The 18,651-nt window shown below is 67.4% G+C and carries 12 protein-coding genes; 6 read left to right on the forward strand and 6 right to left on the reverse strand.

What is annotated here, in order from left to right:
• Positions 1-10 precede the first annotated feature (10 nt).
• The 6 genes from ABWO17_RS06825 to kdpF form a co-directional block, all read right to left on the reverse strand.
• Positions 11-2,209 carry a sensor histidine kinase gene (locus ABWO17_RS06825; RefSeq protein WP_353116934.1) on the reverse strand — a complete coding sequence of 733 codons (2,199 nt, stop codon included), beginning with the start codon at positions 2,207-2,209 and terminating at the stop codon, positions 11-13.
• The gene (locus ABWO17_RS06830; RefSeq protein WP_353116935.1) at positions 2,206-3,333 is read right to left on the reverse strand and encodes a universal stress protein; all 1,128 of its coding nucleotides are present in this window, start codon (positions 3,331-3,333) and stop codon (positions 2,206-2,208) included. The genes ABWO17_RS06825 and ABWO17_RS06830 overlap by 4 nt, the downstream gene beginning before the upstream one ends.
• Before the next feature lie 26 nt (positions 3,334-3,359).
• On the reverse strand, positions 3,360-3,953 hold the full coding sequence (gene kdpC, locus ABWO17_RS06835) for a potassium-transporting ATPase subunit KdpC (protein WP_353116937.1): 594 nt from the start codon (positions 3,951-3,953) through the stop codon (positions 3,360-3,362).
• 13 nt (positions 3,954-3,966) lie between these two features.
• Positions 3,967-6,024, reverse strand: a complete 2,058-nt coding sequence (gene kdpB / locus ABWO17_RS06840; protein ID WP_353116939.1) for a potassium-transporting ATPase subunit KdpB — start codon at positions 6,022-6,024, stop codon at positions 3,967-3,969.
• Between the two features lie 22 nt (positions 6,025-6,046).
• On the reverse strand, positions 6,047-7,795 hold the full coding sequence (kdpA, locus tag ABWO17_RS06845; RefSeq protein WP_353116941.1) for a potassium-transporting ATPase subunit KdpA: 1,749 nt from the start codon (positions 7,793-7,795) through the stop codon (positions 6,047-6,049).
• A 61-nt stretch (positions 7,796-7,856) separates the two neighbouring features.
• The gene (gene kdpF, locus ABWO17_RS06850) at positions 7,857-8,051 is read right to left on the reverse strand and encodes a K(+)-transporting ATPase subunit F (protein ID WP_353116943.1); all 195 of its coding nucleotides are present in this window, start codon (positions 8,049-8,051) and stop codon (positions 7,857-7,859) included.
• Between the two features lie 322 nt (positions 8,052-8,373).
• Here kdpF and ABWO17_RS06855 point away from each other — a divergent pair, with 322 nt between their 5' ends.
• The 6 genes from ABWO17_RS06855 (at position 8,374) to ptsP (ending at position 18,553) form a co-directional block, all read left to right on the forward strand.
• Positions 8,374-9,315, forward strand: coding sequence for an ArsR/SmtB family transcription factor (locus ABWO17_RS06855; protein WP_353116945.1), 942 nt, complete (start codon positions 8,374-8,376; stop codon positions 9,313-9,315).
• Positions 9,316-9,672: 357 nt separating this feature from the next.
• Positions 9,673-11,112: an adenosylhomocysteinase gene (ahcY, locus tag ABWO17_RS06860; protein ID WP_353116947.1), complete on the forward strand. Its 1,440-nt coding sequence runs from the start codon at positions 9,673-9,675 to the stop codon at positions 11,110-11,112.
• A gap of 251 nt (positions 11,113-11,363) precedes the next feature.
• Positions 11,364-13,613 (forward strand): methyl-accepting chemotaxis protein, encoded by a 2,250-nt coding sequence (locus tag ABWO17_RS06865; protein WP_353116949.1) that lies wholly within the window; start codon positions 11,364-11,366, stop codon positions 13,611-13,613.
• Positions 13,614-13,886: 273 nt separating this feature from the next.
• Positions 13,887-14,951 (forward strand): dihydroxyacetone kinase subunit DhaK, encoded by a 1,065-nt coding sequence (gene dhaK / locus ABWO17_RS06870; RefSeq protein WP_353116951.1) that lies wholly within the window; start codon positions 13,887-13,889, stop codon positions 14,949-14,951.
• A gap of 419 nt (positions 14,952-15,370) precedes the next feature.
• Positions 15,371-16,003 (forward strand): dihydroxyacetone kinase subunit DhaL, encoded by a 633-nt coding sequence (gene dhaL / locus ABWO17_RS06875; RefSeq protein ID WP_353116952.1) that lies wholly within the window; start codon positions 15,371-15,373, stop codon positions 16,001-16,003.
• 3 nt (positions 16,004-16,006) lie between these two features.
• Positions 16,007-18,553: a phosphoenolpyruvate--protein phosphotransferase gene (gene ptsP, locus ABWO17_RS06880; RefSeq protein ID WP_353116954.1), complete on the forward strand. Its 2,547-nt coding sequence runs from the start codon at positions 16,007-16,009 to the stop codon at positions 18,551-18,553.
• Positions 18,554-18,651 lie beyond the last annotated feature (98 nt).

Below are 18,651 nucleotides of genomic sequence, written 5' to 3' on the forward strand. Positions count from 1 at the left end.
GTTCCCGGCATCAGCCGATGTCCAGAGCGGAATCGTCCGCCGTTGCCGGGTCGCGGGACCGCTCGTCGGACGGCTTGCCGGGCGCGCTGTCCGTCTGGCCATCCGTCTGGCCGGGCATCCGATCATTTCGGGGTGGCAGGGGCAGGGTCACGGTGAAGCGCGAGCCGCGTTCCTCGCGCCGTTCATAGGCAATGTGCCCGCCGTGGGCATCCACGATGGAGCGGGTGATGGCAAGGCCAAGGCCATACAGGCCGCCGCGCGCGCCCGCAGCCGGGCCGTGCGCGAAGGGCTGGAACAGGCGCGCCTGCACGGCTTCCGGCAGGCCCGCGCCCTCGTCCTCCACCTCGATGACCGCGCGGCCCTGATGCTCGGTTACCCGTACCCGCACTTCGCCGTCCGTGGGGCTGGCGCGCAGGGCGTTGGCCACCAGGTTGGACACCACCCAGGCGAAGCGCTCCGCATCCAGCCGCACGTTCACGGGGGCCTCGCGGACATCCACGGCCAGGCGCACGCCGGTTTCGCGGGCCAGCAGCACGAAGGGCGTCAGCCAGCGGTCAAGCAGGGCGGGCAGGTCCGCCTCGTCCCGCGCCAGTTGCAGGGCGGATGGCGTCATGCGGGCGATGTCCATGAACTGCTGGGCCAGGGTGCGCAGGCGGGCGGCGTCCTCGCGCACCGTTTCCACCAGCAGCCGTCCCTCGGCGTCCAGATTGTCCTTGCGCCGGTCCAGCAGGTCCGCCGCAAGGCACAGCGACTGCATGGGGGTCTTCAGTTCGTGCGAGACCCAGTCCATCATTTCCGAGCGTAGCCCTTCGCGCCTGCGGGCTTCGGTGACGTCGCCCAGCAGGAACACCTGCCCGACGACTGAAGCGGGGGAAGAGGGGGACGCGGTCGGCGTGAACGAGGCGGATTGGGCGGATTGGGCGAATTGGGCGGATTGGGCTGACTGGGGGCGAGGGCCAGGCGTCCGCCCGTCCCCGCCAGCCTCTGCCGGCCCGTGGGCGTCGCCGCCCACCAGGTCCCGCCGCCGGGCCACGAACACCCGTTCCTCGCCGCCTTCGGTCAGGGTCACGTCGCGTTTGCCGTGCAGGCTGGCGTCCAGCGCCCCGCGCAGGGCCAGGTAGTTGGGCGCGGCGGTGGAAAGATCGGCCCAGGGCATGCCCAGCACCTGTTCGCGCGCAAGGCCGATGAGCGGCAGCATCCGTTCGCTGACGTGGGCCACCGTGCCTGTGCCGTCCAGCACCAGGATGGCGTCGTCCGCCGATTCCAGGATGACCTCCAGCTTGCGTTTCTCCGCTGTCAGGCTGCCCACGTTCAGGGCGTCCAGTTCGCTCAGGCGCCCCCACAGGCGTACCAGTTCGTCGAACAGCACGCGCACCTCCAGCGTCTGGGGCGGCGGCAGGTGCAGCGGCGCGCCAAGGCGGGGGCGTTCCTTGAACACTTCCGCCGCCCGGCGCAGCGGGTGCGAGACGCGGCCCGCAATACTGTCCGCCAGCAGCACCGCCCACAGCGTGCCCGCCAGAAACAGCGCCGCCGCGCCCAGCACGGTGGCGTCGCGCAGCAGGGCGTTGCGGTCCAGCCGCCGGAACATGCCGCGCTCGTTCACCTCCACCAGCGCGGCAAGGGCGGCGCGCAGCCGTGCATAGGCGGCGTCGATGGTATCGGGAGGGGGAACGACATTGGGCGCATCGGTGGCGAGGGATGGGGACGCCCCCCCCGTGGCCGCCCGGCGGAAGTCCACCCAGGCGGCGCGGATGTCCGCCAGCGCCTGCGGTTCATCGGGTTCGGTGATGTTGCGCTCCGCCTTGTCCAGCGCGGCCCCGAAGGCAGCGGCCCAGCCCGCGTCGTCCCGCTCCGGGTACTGGGCGGGAAAGCGCAGGCCGTTCATGGCCGTTTCCATTTCGCGCACCCAGGCGATGGAATCGTAGTTCATGCGTACCAGCAGGTTGGGCATGCGCCCGGCGGCGAAGACAGCGCCCACCAGCACGATGCCCAGCACCCCGAACAGCCCCACCAACCGCAGGAAGTCCCGCCGGATGCGCTTTTGCAGCGTGGGCAGGGTGGCGTGCGGCCCCGCGTGGGCGGCAGGGGGGGCCGGATCGTGCCCCGCGCCGGGGCTGTACCTGCCGGGAAGGTCCCCGCCGGAATCATCCGGATCATGCCCACTCGCAAGAGGCCCCTCCGTAAAGGACGCATACGGGCTGGCGCTCATGCAGCCTCCCTGGGGGTGGTGTTGACGATGTGCACGTCCACTCCCACCGCCTCGTGCAGAAAGTCGAGGATGAACGAGCCGCGCAGCCGCTCGCGCAGGGGCGACAGGCGCGATTTGCCGAACACCGCATGGCGCACGTTGCGCTCGCTGGCAAAGTTCACCAGCGCCTCGGGCACGTCGTGGCCTTCCAGTTGCACCACCTCCGCCCCCAGCAGTGCGGCCAGGCGCAGGTTGTTCTGCAGCACCCGTTGCAACCCCGCGTCGATGCGGACGGGGGTTTCGCTGGGGCGGCGCACGTACACCACATAGCACGGCGAACCGAACTGGCTGGCCATGCGCATGCCCCGGCGGATCAGGGTTTCCGCGTCGGTGGGGTCGGAACTCAGGGCCACCATGACCGCCTCCACGGCGTCTCCCGCCGCCTCGCGCGACAAGAGGCCCTGCTCGGTGATCTTGCGCACCTGGTCGCCCGACGCCTCGCGCAGGCACAGTTCGCGCAACAGCGAGAGGTTCTGGTAGGTGAAGAAGCCCACCAGCGCCCGTTCGGCCTGTTCCGGCCCGTATATCTTGCCCAGGCGCAGCCGTTCGCGCAGTTCCTCCTTGGTCACGTCCACGTTCACCACCTGGTCGGCGCGGTGCAGCACCGCGTCGGGCAGCCGTTCGCGCACCGGGATGCCGGTCACCGTCTCCACCCGTTCGGCCACCGATTCCAGGTGCTGCACGTTGAGCGTGGTGATGACGTTGATGCCTGCCTCCATGATGTCCAGCACGTCGCGGTAGCGCTTGGGGTTGGGCGAACCCGCCGCGTTGGTGTGGGCCAGTTCGTCCACCAGCGCCACCTGCGGGCGGCGGGCCAGCACGGCGGGCACGTCCACTTCGGGAAACTGGGCATCGCCCACCCGGCACATGCGGGGGGACACCATCTCCAGCCCGTCCATGAGGGTGGCGGTTTCCGGGCGGCGGTGAGGTTCGACGTAGCCAATGGCCACGTCGAACCCGGCCTGCCGCAGCCGGTGGCCTTCCTGGAGCATGGCGTAGGTCTTGCCCACGCCCGCCGCATAGCCAAGGTAGACCTTCAGCGATCCCTGACGTTTGCGGGCTAGCAGTTCCGCGAAACCTTCCATGTACCCTCCAACTGCCCGTACACGTCCTAGTTGCCTTCTGCGCGTCCACCCGCCAGAGCGTCCAGCGCCAGATTCAGGCGCAGCACGTTGACGCGCGGTTCGCCGAACAGGCCCAGTTCAGGCCCTTCCACGTGGGAGTTCACCAGTTCGGCCACCTTCTCCGTGGGCAGCCCGCGCGCGGCGGCCACCCGGGCCACCTGCATGCGCGCGCCCTCGGGGCTCACGTGCGGGTCAAGGCCGCTGCCCGAGGCGGTGACCATGTCGACCGGAATGGAAGCCTTCCACGCGGGGTTTTCCGCGCGCAGGGCGGTGGCGTCCGCCTGCATCCGGTCGGCCAGTTTCCGGCTGGTGGGGCCAAGGTTGGACCCGCTGGAGGCCGAGGCGTCATAGCCGTTTTCTCCGGCGGCGGAAAGGCGGGCATGGAAATACCCGGTCTCGGAGAACAGTTGGCCGATCAGTTCCGACCCCGTTACCCGCCCGTCGACCAGCACGGGCGATCCGTTGGCCTTGTGGGGCATGAGGGCCTGCGCCGCGCCGGTCACGAGCACAGGGTACGCGCCGCACAGCACGGCCGCAAGCAGCAGGGTGACGACCAGGGATTGTCTGGCGAGAGCGATCATAATGGACACTCCTTTACACCAGCCCAAGGGCGGTGATGAGCAGATCGATGCACTTGATGCCAATGAACGGGGCGATCAGCCCGCCAAGGCCGTACACCAGCAGGTTGGTGCGCAGGGCATGGGCCGTGGAGCGCGGGCGGTAGCGCACGCCGCGCAGGGCCAGGGGGATCAGCGCCACGATGATCAGCGCGTTGAAGATGACGGCGGAAAGCACCGCGCTTTCCGGGCTGGTCAGGCCCATCACGTCCAGCGCGCCGAGTTGGGGCAGCGAGGCCACGAAGATGGCGGGGATGATGGCGAAGTACTTGGCCACGTCGTTGGCCACGCTGAAGGTGGTCAGCGCCCCTCGGGTGATCAGCAGTTGCTTGCCGATCTCCACGATTTCGATGAGCTTGGTGGGGTCGGAGTCGAGGTCGATCATGTTGCCCGCCTCGCGCGCGGCCTGGGTGCCGGTATTCATCACCAGCCCCACGTCCGACTGGGCCAGCGCGGGGGCGTCGTTGGTGCCGTCGCCGGACATGGCCACCAGCCGCCCCCCCTTTTGCAGGTCCACGATGAGGTGCAGCTTGTCCTCGGGTTTGGCTTCGGCCAGAAAGTCGTCCACGCCCGCCTCGGCGGCGATGGCCTTGGCCGTCAGGCGGTTGTCGCCGGTGATCATCACCGTGCGGATGCCCATGGCCCGGATGCGCTCGAAGCGGTCGCGCATGCCCGGCTTCACCACGTCCTTCAGGTGGATGACGCCCAGCACGCCCATCTTGGTGGAGGCCACCACCAGCGGGGTGCCGCCATCGGTGGCGATGACGTCGGCCAGGCGCTGGGCCTCGGCGCGGCGTTCGGCAATGCCGGGCAACCCGAGACTGTCGGCCCAGGCCAGCACGGCGTCGGTGGCGCCCTTGCGCAGTTGTTCGCCCGGCAGGTCGATGCCGCTCATGCGGGTTTGCGCGGTGAAGGGGATGCGTTGCACTTCGCCGGGCGATGCGGGCAGGGTGGCCTCGCCGCCTTGCGCGCGGGCGAGGTCGACGATGGACCGGCCTTCCGGGGTTTCGTCGCCCGAGGATGCCTGCATCGCCGCGCGGACCATCGCCGCGCGCTCCACGCCCGGCAGGGGCATGAAGTCGGCGGCCATGCGGTTGCCCAAGGTGATGGTGCCGGTTTTGTCCAGCAGCAGCACATCCACGTCGCCCGCCGCCTCCACCGCGCGGCCCGACATGGCCAGCACGTTGCGGCGCAGCAGGCGGTCCATGCCCGCAATGCCGATGGCCGCCAGCAGCCCGCCGATGGTGGTGGGAATCAGGCAGACCAGCAAGGCTATCAGCACCACCACGCCTACGTTCACCCCGTGGAACAGCGCGAAGGGTTTCAGGGTGACCACCGCCAGCAGGAAGACGATGGTCAGCCCGGCCAGCAGGATGTTCAGGGCGATCTCGTTGGGGGTTTTCTGGCGTTCCGCGCCTTCCACCAGGGCGATCATCCGGTCCAGGAACGACTTGCCCGGCTCCTGCGTCACGCGGATCACCAGCCGGTCCGAGAGCACCGTGGTGCCGCCGGTGACCGCGCTGCGGTCGCCGCCGGACTCGCGCACCACCGGGGCCGATTCGCCGGTGATGGCCGATTCGTCCACGGCGGCGGCACCTTCCACCACGGTGCCGTCGGCGGGTATCACCTGCCCCGCTTCCACCACCACCAGGTCGGCGGGGACAAGGGCCGAGGCGGACACCTCTTCGGTGGTCCCGCCGTCGCGCAGGCGAAAGGCCGGGGTGTCACGCCGCGCGTTGCGCAGGGTGTCGGCCTGGGCCTTGCCGCGCCCTTCGGCCAGGGCTTCGGCGAAGTTGGCGAACAGCACCGTGGCCCACAGCCACAGGCTGATCTGGCCGCCGAAGGCCGCGCGGGCGGACCAGCCGTGCAGGACGAGATCGTGCAGGAAGGCAACGGTGGTCAGCAGGCTGCCCGCGCCCACCACGAACATGACGGGGTTTCTGGCGAGAAGGCGCGGGGCCAGCTTGCGGAAGGCGTCCGCCGTGGCGCGGCGGTACATGGAGGGGGCGTGCGATTGCGTGCGATTGCGTTTCATGACGGTGTACCTATGGGGTGGGCTAGAACAGCAGCCCTTCGAGCATTTGCAGGTGTTCCACGATGGGGCCCAGCGAGAGGGCAGGCAGGTAGGTCAGCGCGCCCACGATGAGGATGACGGAGGTCAGCAGCAGGGCGAAGGTGCCGCCCTCCACGGGAAACGAGGCGTCGGTGATGGGGCGCGGCCTGCGCGCGGCCAGCGAACCGGCCACCACCAGCATGGGCAGCATGACGCCAAAACGCCCGATGAGCATGGCCGCCGCTGTGGTCAGGTTGAATACCGGGCTGTTCACCGTCAGGCCGCCGAAGGCGCTGCCGTTGTTCTGCGAGGCGGACGTGTAGGCGTAGAGCAGTTCCGAGAAACCGTGCGCGCCCGCGTTGGCCAGGGCTTCCGGCCCCCAGCCCACGGCGGACAGGGCGGTGAAGCCCAGCAGGGGCATGGCGGGCAGCAGCAGCGCCGCCACGGACCAGGTGACCTCGCGCCCCTCGATGCGCTTGCCGAGGTAATCCGGCGTGCGGCCCACCATCAGCCCGGCCAGGAACACGGTAAGGATGATGAACAGCACCATGCCGTACAGCCCGGACCCCACACCGCCGAAGATGATTTCGCCAAGCTGCATGTTCACCAGGGTCACCAGCCCGCCGACGGGTGTCAGGCTGTCGTGCATGGCGTTCACCGCCCCGCACGAGGCGTCGGTGGTGATGGTGGCGAACAGGGAAGAGGCGAACACGCCGAAGCGCACTTCCTTGCCTTCCATGTTCGGGACAGGGGGCGCGGCGAGAGTCGGCGCGGAAACGGCGGGCGAACCGGTGGTCGCGGCTACGGCCTGCGCCATGGCCGGGGTGCCCCGGTATTCAAAGTGGGCGGTGAGCAGGGTGCCCGCCAGGAACACCCCGGCCATCACGCCCCACACCGTCCAGGCATGGCGGGGGCGGCGCACGGCGGTCCCCAGGGTGAACACCAGCGCGCTGGGCAGCAGGAAGATGGCCAGCATCTGGATGAAGTTCGAAACGGCCGTGGGGTTCTCGAAGGGATGTGCCGCGTTGGCGTTGAAGAACCCGCCGCCGTTGGTGCCCAGCATCTTGATGATCACCTGCGAGGCCACCGGCCCCACGGCAATGGTCTGGGTGGCGCCTTCCTGCGTGAGGGCAGTGAACGAGGCGGCGAAGGTCTGCACCATGCCCTGGCTCACCAGCACCAGCGCGCCCACCACGCAGAGCGGCAGCAGCACGTACAGGTTGGTGCGCACGAGATCCGTCCAGAAGTTGCCGAGCCCCTGAGCCTCGGCCCTGGCCACGCCGCGCACCACGGCCATGCATACGGCAATGCCCACGGCGGCGGAGATGAAGTTCTGGTAGGTCAGCGCCACCATCTGCGAAAGGTGGCTCATGGTCGCTTCACCGCCGTAGGCCTGCCAGTTGGTGTTGGTGACGAAGCTGACGGCGGTGTTCAGGGCGAGATCCCAGGACGGGGCCGGGAAGCCTTGCGGGTTCAGCGGCAGCACGTCCTGGAACAGCAGCACGCCGAAGGTCAGGCAGAAGCCTGCCACGGTGAAGCCCAGCACGCAGGCGGCGTAGCGCTGCCAGGTGTGGTCGCGGGTGGGGTCCACGCCCGCCGCCGCGTAGATCAGACGCTCCACGGGGCCGAGCAGGGGGTGCAGCCAGGTGCGGCCGCCTTCCAGCACGCGGTGGATGTAGCGGCCCAGCGGGGGCGAAACGGCGGCCAGTATGCCGAGGAACAGGGCCAGTTGCAGATAGTCGCGCGGGGTCATGATGGTCTCCGGTATGGGGCGGGGCCGACAGGGATGGGGAGCCGGTCCGGGGGGGATTCCGCTAAAATTTGTCGGGTCGAAACAACGCATAAACCAGATAGACGAACAGGCCCGCCGCAAAGGCGATGCCGATGGCGTCGTACAGTTCCATGGTGCGCTCCGGCGCGCCCGGCAGGGCGCGGGTGGAGGTGCGCGGGTGCCGCTTCTGCATGTGGCAGCGGTAGAAGGCGGACCCGGTCCGGCGGGTGCCGGACATCACCGGTAGAGCATGCGGCGTGCCAAGGGAGGTGAGGAGAGGGAAACGCAGCGGAAACAGTGGGCTGTGTAGCGGAGCACGAGTGGGGAAGGTGCGGAGGAAGGGGGTGCGGGATTACCTTTTGCAACGGAGATATTTCATTTTGTAATCCCGTGGTGATGCCCCGGCAATGAAAATGCGGGTGGGCGCGCGCTGTATGCGCCAGAGCGGATACTTGCAAATCAAGTTTTCTTGATGTATGGATATCAAGGCATCCGGAAACGGTGCCCGGCGCGTGAATAACCATGCGCCATGCTACAAGAAAACTTGCGCGGGAATCCCCATGTCGGCAGCTCTCGACTACTTCAAGGCCCTATCCGACGACACCCGAATGCGGCTCATGCACGTGCTGAACAAGCACGAGCTGAACGTGAACGAACTGGTTTCCATCCTCGAGATGGGGCAGTCGCGGGTGTCGCGCCATCTCAAGATACTGACCGGGGCGGGGCTGCTGGTTTCGCGCCGCGACGGGCTGTGGGTGTTCTACGCCGCCCCGGCGGAGGGCGAGGGCCGCGACTTTCTGGACGCGGTGGCCCCGTTCATCGCAGAGGACATGACCCTGCAGGGCGACATGGCCATGGCCGAGAAGATCATCGAGGAACGGGCGCTGAAGACCCGCCAGTTCTTCAACGCCATTGCCGAGGACTGGGACGAGCTGAACCGCGAGGTGCTGGGCGGCTTCGACCTGGCGGGCGCCGTGGCGGAGGCCATGCCTGCCCCCGGCGTGGATGGCGCGCCTGCCTGCCGCGTGGCCGTGGACCTGGGCTGCGGCACGGGCACCGTGCTGGAACGCATGTTGCCCCGCGCGCAAGATGTCATCGGCGTGGACGGTTCGCCGCGCATGCTGGAAATGGCCCGTCGCCGTCTGGCCGACGCCGGGGCGCGCGTATCCCTGCGCATCGGCGAACTGGACCATCTGCCCCTGCGCGACGGCGAGGCGGACTTTGCCTCCATCAACATGGTGCTGCATCACCTGTCGGAACCGGTTGCGGCCCTGCGCGAGATTGGCCGCACCCTGCGCACCGGCGGGCTGCTGTTCCTCAGCGATTTCGACCACCACGACAACGAACGCATGCGCACCGACTATGGTGACCGCTGGCTTGGTTTCGACCGGGCCGCGCTGACGGCCCGCCTTTCCGAGGCGGGCTTTGTCGTGCGCCGGGCCGACCTGCGCGAGGTGAGCAAGGGGTTGTCGCTGCACCTGATCGTGGCAGAGAAGGCGTAGCCGAGGGCGCTGGCCGCGCTTCGGCCCAGCAGGGCGGCAGGAATCGGCCATCGATCGACAACTATACTCCCGCAACACGCCGTCCACCGGTACAGTGGACAGGGCAGATTTCCGGGGCGTGCGCGCACCGTGCCGCCGCCCCGCGCATTACGGGCGTCACAAGGCTTTCATGTTTTGACGTTTTCCACGTGTCCCGGTGTACGGGCCGCGCAGGCGGCGTCCCGCGCTCCGCAGCGTACCGCCGCGACTCGGAAACCACCGGACCGCCGGGCGTTCCGGATGCACGCCGGGCCGCATCCGGCCTGCCGCACCCGGCACACCGCAACAGCAACCAAATCCTTCCCTACGGAGGCACAGATGACCGATGCCAAGCGGGCGCAAGCCCTGGACCTTTCCCTTGCCAACAAGGTGGCCGACATGGCCCTGGCCGACTTCGGCCACAAGGAAATGCAGCTTTCCGAGCGCGAAGTGCCGGGGCTGATGGAACTCATCCGCATGTACGGCGTCAGCAAGCCGCTGAAGGGCCTGCGGGTTACCGGTTCCCTGCACATGACCATCCAAACGGCCATGCTCATCAAGACGCTGTACGAGCTGGGCGCGGACATCCGCTGGGCCTCGTGCAACATCTTCTCCACCCAGGACCACGCGGCGGCGGCCATTGCCGATTCCGGCATGGCCAAGGTGTTCGCCTGGAAGGGCGAAACGCTGGAAGATTACTGGTGGTGCACCGAAATGGCGCTGACCTGGCCCGACGGCAGCGGCCCCGACCTGCTGGTTGACGACGGCGGCGACGCCACCCTGATGATCCACAAGGGCGTCGAGGTGGAAAACAACCCCGAACTGCTCAAGCAGGCCTACGACAACAAGGAATTCCAGATCATCATGGATCGCCTTGCCCTGGCCCATCAGAACGATCCGGGCCGCTGGCAGCGCGTGGCCGCCCGCGTGCGCGGCGTTTCGGAAGAAACCACCACGGGCGTACACCGCCTGTACCAGCTGGAGCAGGAAGGCAAGCTGCTGTTCCCGGCCATCAATGTGAATGATTCGGTGACCAAGTCGAAGTTCGACAACCTGTACGGCTGCCGCGAATCGCTGGCCGACGGCATCAAGCGCGCCACCGACGTGATGGTGGCGGGCAAGGTGGTGGTGGTGGCAGGCTACGGCGACGTGGGCAAGGGCTGCGCCCAGTCCATGCGCGGCTTTGGCGCGCGCGTGCTGGTGACCGAAATCGACCCCATCTGCGCCCTGCAGGCCGCCATGGAAGGCTACGAAGTGACCACCATGGAAAAGGCCGTGGAAGAAGGCGACATCTTCGTCACCGCCACCGGCAACTACAAGGTCATCACCGGTGCGCACATGGAGACCATGAAGGACGAGGCCATCGTCTGCAACATCGGCCACTTCGACAACGAAATCGACATGCACTACCTGGAAACCACCCCCGGCTGCACCTGCCTGAACATCAAGCCGCAGGTGGACAAGTGGACCCTGAAGTCGGGCCGCTCCATCATCGTGCTGGCCGAAGGGCGTCTGGTGAACCTGGGTTGCGCCACCGGCCACCCCAGCTTCGTCATGTCCAACAGCTTCACCAACCAGACCCTGGCCCAGATCGAACTGGCCACCAACCCCGACCTTGAACGCAAGGTGTACATCCTGCCCAAGAAGCTGGATGAACAGGTGGCCCGCCTGCACCTGGCCCGCCTTGGCGTTACCCTGACCACCCTGACCAAGGAACAGGCCGACTACATCGGCGTGCCCATGGACGGGCCGTACAAGCCGGGGCATTACCGCTACTAGGCCATTTTCCCGCAGTACATCTGAGCGCCCCCGGGTCTTGTACCCAGGGGCGCTTTTCGTGTTGCTGCCGCGCCTGCATGGTGTTGGGTCGGCAATCTTCTCGCCGGTGTGTCAGGCAGCGGCATACTGGCGCTGGCCGATGCCCAGCCATCCATGCCTGTTTGTTGCCGCTTATATAATGTCCGGCAAATTTCTCCTGTCGTAACGTAAGTGTACTGAAGTTCGCTTGCAATGCTGTGGAGGAATCTGTCATGCGCAGATCGGTCATCATCCGTCTCCTGTTCATCGTGGTCATTGGTCTGGTCGTGGAGGGTGGGGCGTTTCTCGGCTATGTCTCGTTCGATCTGACGCGTTTCGCCCGGAAACAGGCGGACCAGACGCGCGGAACAATCTATGAACATGAAAAGTATTCGCTGCGGGATATGGTGGATTCAGCATACAGCATCGTCGCAAAGTACCATGCGCAGTCGCAGGATGTCGAAGCGCTGAAGCAGCTGAAGGTACGTGAACTGAAACTGGTTGTGGATTCTGCTGTTTCCATGGCGCAGGCGCAGATTGCTGCCGCGCCTGCGGACCGCAGGGCGCAGGCGGCCAGGGAAATGCTGTCCGTGTTGCGGGGATTGCGCTTCGATGGGGGCAACTACGTTTGGGTCAACGATCTTGATACGGTGGTGCTCATGCATCCCGTGTCCCCGCAACTGGAAGGCAAGGGCCAGCACTCGTTGCGCGATGCCCACGGCAAGGCCATGTTCGACGAGTTCGTGGCAGTGGCGCGTGGCAAGGGTGAGGGCATGGTGGACTACATGTGGCCGAAACCCGGGCAGACCAACGCGCAGGTCAAGGTGTCATACGTCAAGCTGGTGCCCGAACTGGGTTGGGTCATCGGCGCTGGGGCCTACCTTGATGACATGACGGAGGAACTGAAGCGTGAGGCGTTGGAGCAGATCGGACGCATCCGGCTTTCGGACGGCAACTATTTTTGGGTCAACGACCTTGCTCCGCGCATGGTCATGCATCCTGTCAGGCCGGAGTTGGACGGTACAAACCTTGCCCAGACCGTGGATGCCGAGGGCAAGCATTTCTTTGTTGAAATGGCCGAAGTGGCGAAGACGCAAGGCGAAGGGACGGTCGCCTACCGGTTCGAAAAGCCCGGCAAGAGCGGCGTACATCCCAAATTGTCCTATGTGAAAGCGTTCAAGCCGTGGGGGTGGGTGATCGGCATGGGCGTCTACATGGACGAAGTGGACGCGCAGATAGTCGCCGAGCAATCCCGTTTCAATGCCGCCATACATGACCTCATGGGGCGTAGTGGCGTCATCGGGCTGTTCATTGCGGTCGGCATGGTCGGGCTTGTAGTGCTGTACATACAGCGGCGGCTCAGGCAGCCGCTGGGACAGGTGGTGGACTATGCCGGAAGAATCGCTTCCGGAGATCTTGATGCGTCCATAACCGGGCGTTTCCGAGGAGAAATGCTGCAACTTGCCGATGCCCTGCATGTCATGGTGACCAGCCTGAAGGAGCGCATGGAAGAGGCGCGACTGAAGGGCCAGCAGGCCGCAGAAGAAGCCGCCCGTGCCCGTGCGGCTACCGCCGAGGCAGAAGAGGCCCGGCGCAGGGCGGAACACGCCAAGGCCGAAGGCATGCTTGCGGCGGCGGGCATCCTTGACACCATCGTGTCTTCTCTGACGGAGGCATCCCGGCAGGTGGCGGATCTTTCGGCGGAAATAAGCACTGGGGCCGATGGGCAGCAGCACCGCATAACGGAAACCGCCACTGCCATGGAGGAAATGAACGCCACCATTCTGGAGGTTGCGGGCAATTCCGGCAGGGCCGCCGAAAACGCCGACCATGCGAAGGGCAGGGCGCAGGAAGGAGCGGACACAGCCAATGCTTCCGTGGCGGCCATAGAGGAAGTGCAGCACCTGGCTGTCACCCTCAAGGCCAACGTGGCGGAACTGGGGGCGAAGGCCGAGGCCATCGGCCAGATCATGAACGTGATCAACGATATTGCGGACCAGACGAATCTGTTGGCCTTGAACGCGGCCATAGAAGCGGCCCGCGCGGGAGAAGCCGGGCGCGGGTTTGCCGTGGTGGCGGACGAAGTGCGCAAGTTGGCAGAAAAGACCATGAGCGCCACGAAGGAAGTGGGTGACGCCATAGGGGCGATTCAGCAGGCCACGCGAGAGAATACCCGAAGCGTGGAGAATGCCGTGACTGCCGTGGACAAGGCGACGGATCTCGTGGTGCGGTCAGGAGAAGCCCTGCGCGAGATCGTGGTGCTCTCGGAGCAGTCGGCGGACAGGGTTCGTTCCATTGCCACGGCTGCGGAAGAGCAGTCCGCCGCCAGCGAGGAAATCACCCGTGCCCTCGACGAGATCCATGCCCTTTCGGGCCGGATTACCGGCGGCATCGGCCAGGCAGCGGACGCGCAGCAGGCGCTGAATCTGCAATGCGTGAAGCTTGCTGACCTTATCGAGAACATCAAGCGCGAGAACGGTTAACCGCAGGCTTGCCGACAGTGGACGGCGGGGGATTTCCCCCGCCGTCTTTCTGTTCGGGGCGGCTGCCCTTCCACATTTGACCGGAGCGGTGTGCTGCCGCGCGGGAAAGCACTGGCTGACTGGCTGGGACTGCCGCATCTGTGTGGCGAAGGTTGGCAAGGGGGGGCACAACCTGTCGCCACCTTCTTCCCTCTCCCCCGTTCCCACCGCCTCGGAAATCGCGTAGGGTCAGGCGTGACTGTCCCTAACGAGCAAAACCCACGAGGCATGACCATGAAGAAATTGATCAATGCAGTGGAAAACGTGGTTCGCGAACAGTTGCAGGGCATGGCGGCGGCGCATCCGGAACTGCGGGTGAACATCGACCCGCACTTCGTCTGCCGCAAGGAAATACCGCAAGGCAAGGTGGCCATCGTCTCTGGCGGCGGCAGCGGGCACGAACCCATGCACGGCGGCTTCGTCGGCCACGGCATGCTGGACGGCGCCTGCCCCGGCGAGGTGTTCACCTCGCCCACGCCCGACCAGATGTACGAGTGCGCAAAGGCCGTTGATCGCGGCGCGGGCGTGCTGTTCATCGTCAAGAACTACACCGGCGACGTGATGAACTTCGAAACCGCCGCCGAACTGTGCCACGCCGACGGGCTGAAGGTGCAGAACATCCTTATCGACGACGACGTGGCCGTAAAGGACAGCCTGTACACGGCCGGGCGGCGCGGCGTGGGCACCACCGTGCTGGCCGAAAAGATCGTGGGCGCGGCGGCGGAAGCCGGGTACGACCTCGACAAGTGCGCCGACCTGTGCCGCAAGGTGAACCAGTATGGCCGCTCCATGGGCATGGCGCTGACCCCCTGCACCGTGCCCGCCGCAGGCAAGCCCACCTTCGAACTGGCCGAGAACGAGATAGAGATCGGCATCGGCATCCACGGCGAACCGGGCACCCAGCGCGCCCCCATGAAGCCCGTGGACGAACTGGTGCAGATCATGACCACCACCATCATCGACGACCCGGCCTACACCCGCACCGTGCGCGAACTGGACCGCGCCAGCGGCCAGTGGGTGGACAAGACCCTGACCGATGCCCCCTTCGCCAAGGGCGACAAGGTCATCGCCTTCGTCAACAGCATGGGCGGCACCCCGGTCAGCGAACTGTACGCCGTGTACCGCAAGCTGGCCGACATCTGCGGGGCGCGCGGCATCTCCATCGTGCGCAACCTGATCGGCCCGTACATCACCTCTCTGGAAATGCAGGGCTTTTCCATCACCCTGCTGAAGGTGGACGACGAGATCCTGAAGTTCTGGGATGCCAAGGCTGTTACCCCCGGCCTGCGCATGGGCTAGGGGCGAGTGCGCTGCGGTCCTTTTGCCCTCTGCCTTCGTCGAAGTGCCATTTCATTCCGGTCACGTACGATAAGAGTACGCTCCCTTCATGAAAAGGCGCTTCTCCTCGGCAGAGAACAAAAATCCGCGCAGCGCGCGCGGAGTGCAGTGGCACAGCAAACGCCGATGGCCTTGGCGTAGCGCACGCAGAGAGTTGATGGACTCAGTGCAACGCATGTTGGAATGCTGCGAGCCCAAGCCAAACCAAAAGCTTACGCTACCGCAACCAGAACAGTTTCCTTACCGACCATGAATCCCGGTCCGGCGGATGGCATACCTGCCGTCCGCCGGACCGGAATCCGTACACGCGGACGGCGGTTCACGCCATTTCACTGGCGCGTCACGACCTTCGTCCACCATATTTCCACAAGGATGCCCCCATGCAGATCACCCGCGATCACATCCTCACATGGCTCGCCAAGCTGGGCGATATCATGCGCGACAACCGTACCTATCTCACCGATCTCGACGCCGCCATCGGCGATGCCGACCACGGCATCAACATGGACCGGGGCTTCAGCAAGGTGCAGGAAAAGCTGCCCACCTTCGCGGACAAGGACATCGGCGCGATTCTGAAGGATACCGGCATGGTGCTGCTGTCCACCGTGGGCGGGGCCAGCGGCCCCCTGTACGGCACCTTTTTCATGAAGGCGGGGCTCGCCGTGGCGGGCAAGGACGCCCTGGACGCCCCCGACGTGCAGGCTCTGCTGGACGCCGGGGTAGAGGGCGTGGTTTCGCGCGGGCGGCCCGTGCCGCACGACAAGACCATGTTCGATGCCTGGAAGCCCGCCATCGACGCCTACCGCGCTGCCGTGGCGGGCGGGGCCGACCTGCTGGCCGGGTTGGATGCCGCCGTGGCGGCGGCGGAAGACGGCATGCGCGCCACCATTCCGTTGCAGGCCCGCAAGGGGCGCGCCAGCTACCTTGGCGAGCGCAGCATCGGGCATCAGGACCCCGGCGCCACGTCCACGGTGCTGCTGCTGACCGCCCTGCGCGACGTGGTGCGGGGCTAACCCATGGTCGGCATTGTCGTCGTCACGCACAGCGCCGTGCTTGGGCAGGGCGTGAAGGAACTGGCGGAGCAGATGACGCAGGGCCGCGTGCCGCTGGCCGTGGCGGGCGGCATCGACGACCCGGAACACCCCATCGGCACCGACCCCATGCGGGTCATGGCCGCCATAGAAGCGGTGCAGCAGGGTGACGGCGTGGTGGTGCTGATGGACCTTGGCAGCGCGCTGATGAGCGCGGAAACGGCGCTGGACCTGCTGCCGCCCGAAGTGGCGGCGCAGGTGCGGCTGTGCCCGGCCCCGCTGGTGGAGGGCGTCATGGCCGCCGCCGTGCAGGCCTCCATCGGGGCGGACCTGGACACCGTGCTGCGCGAGGCGCTGGCGGCCCTGGCGGCAAAGGCGGAACTGCTGGGCATGCCCCTGCCGCAAGACGGCGGCGATGCTTCCGCCGGGGCGGCAGCCCCCGTGGCATCCCCGACGGCCCCCGCCCCGGATGACAGCCACGAGCTGACCCTGATGGTGCCCAACCGGCTGGGGCTGCATGCCCGCCCCGCCGCGCGCATCGTCACCGTGCTCGGCCCGTTCGGGGCCGATGTGCAACTGGTGCGCGGCGAGCGGGTGGTGTCCGCCCGCTCGGTAAACCGCATCGCCACGCTGGCCGTGCGCGGCGGCGATACGGTGACCTTCCGGGCCACCGGGGCGGATGCGGCCCAGGCCCTGAAGGCGCTGGCCGAGCTTGCGGCGGAAAACTTCGGCGATATCCCGGACGCAACCGGGTCGTCGGCCAGACCGGGCGGACAGGACGGACAGGGTACGCGGGGGAAAGCCGGTGCGGCGGGCGCGCCCGGCGCCAAGGGCGGGGTGCCTGCCTCGCCGGGCATTGCCGTGGGGCCGGCGGTCTGGCATCGCCCGGCATTCGACGCGCCGCCACAGGGACTGGTGGCCGGTGACCCCGCCAGCGAGGCCGCCCGGCTGGAAACCGCGCTGGATGCGGCCCGCCGCGAACTGGCCGCGCTGGAACGGCGCACCGCCGCCATGGCGGGCAAGCAGGAGGCGGAAATCTTCGTCATGCACCGCCTGCTGCTGGATGATGCCACCATCGCCGGGGATGCCCGGCAGCGCATAGCAGAGCGGCACGAACCCGCCGAAGCCGCATGGTACGCAGTGATCGACCAGGCGGCGGAAAGTTTCCGGCAACTGCCGGAAGGCTACATGCGCGAGCGCGCGGCGGATCTGGTGGACGTGGGCGCGCGCGTGCTGCGCCTGCTTACCGGTGCGCCGCCCTCCGGCCCGCGCCTTGACCGGCCTTCGGTGCTGCTGGCTGCGGACCTTGGTCCCTCGGACATGGCCCATCTGGACCCGGCGCTGGTGCTGGGCATCGTCACCATGCAGGGCGGGGCCACCTCGCACGCGGCCATTCTGGCCCGGTCCATGGGCATTCCGGCGGTGGCGGGCGCGGGCGCGCTGGCCGCCAACGTGGCCGATGGCATCACCGTGGCGCTGGACGGCACCACCGGAGAGGTCTGGATATCCCCCGCGCCCGACGTGCTGGCAACCATCGAATCCCGTCGGGCCGCGTGGCACGCCGCCCGGCAGGCAGCGCTGGCCGGGGCCTCCCGCCCAGCCGTGACGGTTGATGGCCGCCACGTGCACGTGCACGCCAACATCGGTTCTCCGGCAGACGCCGCCCCCGCCCTGCTGAACGGCGCGGAGGGCGTGGGGCTGTTCCGCACCGAGTTCCTGTTTCTGGACCGGGCCGCCGCCCCGGACGAGGAAGAGCAGCGCGCCGCCTACGTGGCCGCTGCCGCCGCCATGCCGGGCCTGCCGGTGGTGGTGCGCACCCTGGACATCGGCGGCGACAAGCCGGTGCCCTATCTGGCCGACCTTGCGGCGGGAGAGGACAACCCCTTCCTGGGGCTGCGCGGCATCCGCTTCTGCCTCGCCCGGCGCGAACTGTTCCTGACCCAATTGCGCGCCCTGCTGCGCGCCGCAGCCGAACATCCCCTGCGGATCATGTTCCCCATGGTGGCCCACCCCGGCGAACTGGCCGCCGCAAAGACCCTGCTGGAAGAAGCCCGCGCCGCGCTGGTGGCGCAAGGGCTACCCCATGGCCCGGTGGAGGTGGGCATCATGGTCGAGGTGCCCGCCGCCGTGGCCCTGGCGGATCAGTTGGCGCGCGAGGCCGCGTTCTTCAGCATCGGCACCAACGATCTTGCCCAGTATGTCATGGCCGCCGACCGGGGCAACGCCGCCGTGGCAGACCTGTCGGACGCGCTGCACCCTGCCGTGTTGCGCATGGTGCGCGACACCGTGGCGGCGGGCAATGCGGCAGGCATTCCCGTGGCCATGTGCGGCGAACTGGCGGGCAGCGCAGAGGCCATCCCGCTGCTGGTGGGGCTGGGGCTGGATGAATTGAGCATGAACGGACCGGCCATTCCGCGCGCCAAGGATGTGGTGCGCGGCTGCGACATGGCGGCCTGCGCCAGGCTTGCGGAACGGGCGCTGGATCTGCCCGATGCCGCTGCCGTGCGGCGGTTGCTGCGGGGCGGCGGGTAGCCACCTGGGCGGAACGTTGCGCCTTCGAATCGAAAGGTGCCGCACGGTGCATGCCGCGCGGCCCCTTGTGCGTGGCGTGCCAGGGGCGTGTCGAGCGC

The organism is Nitratidesulfovibrio sp. (assembly GCF_040373385.1).
Taxonomy (GTDB): domain Bacteria; phylum Desulfobacterota; class Desulfovibrionia; order Desulfovibrionales; family Desulfovibrionaceae; genus Cupidesulfovibrio.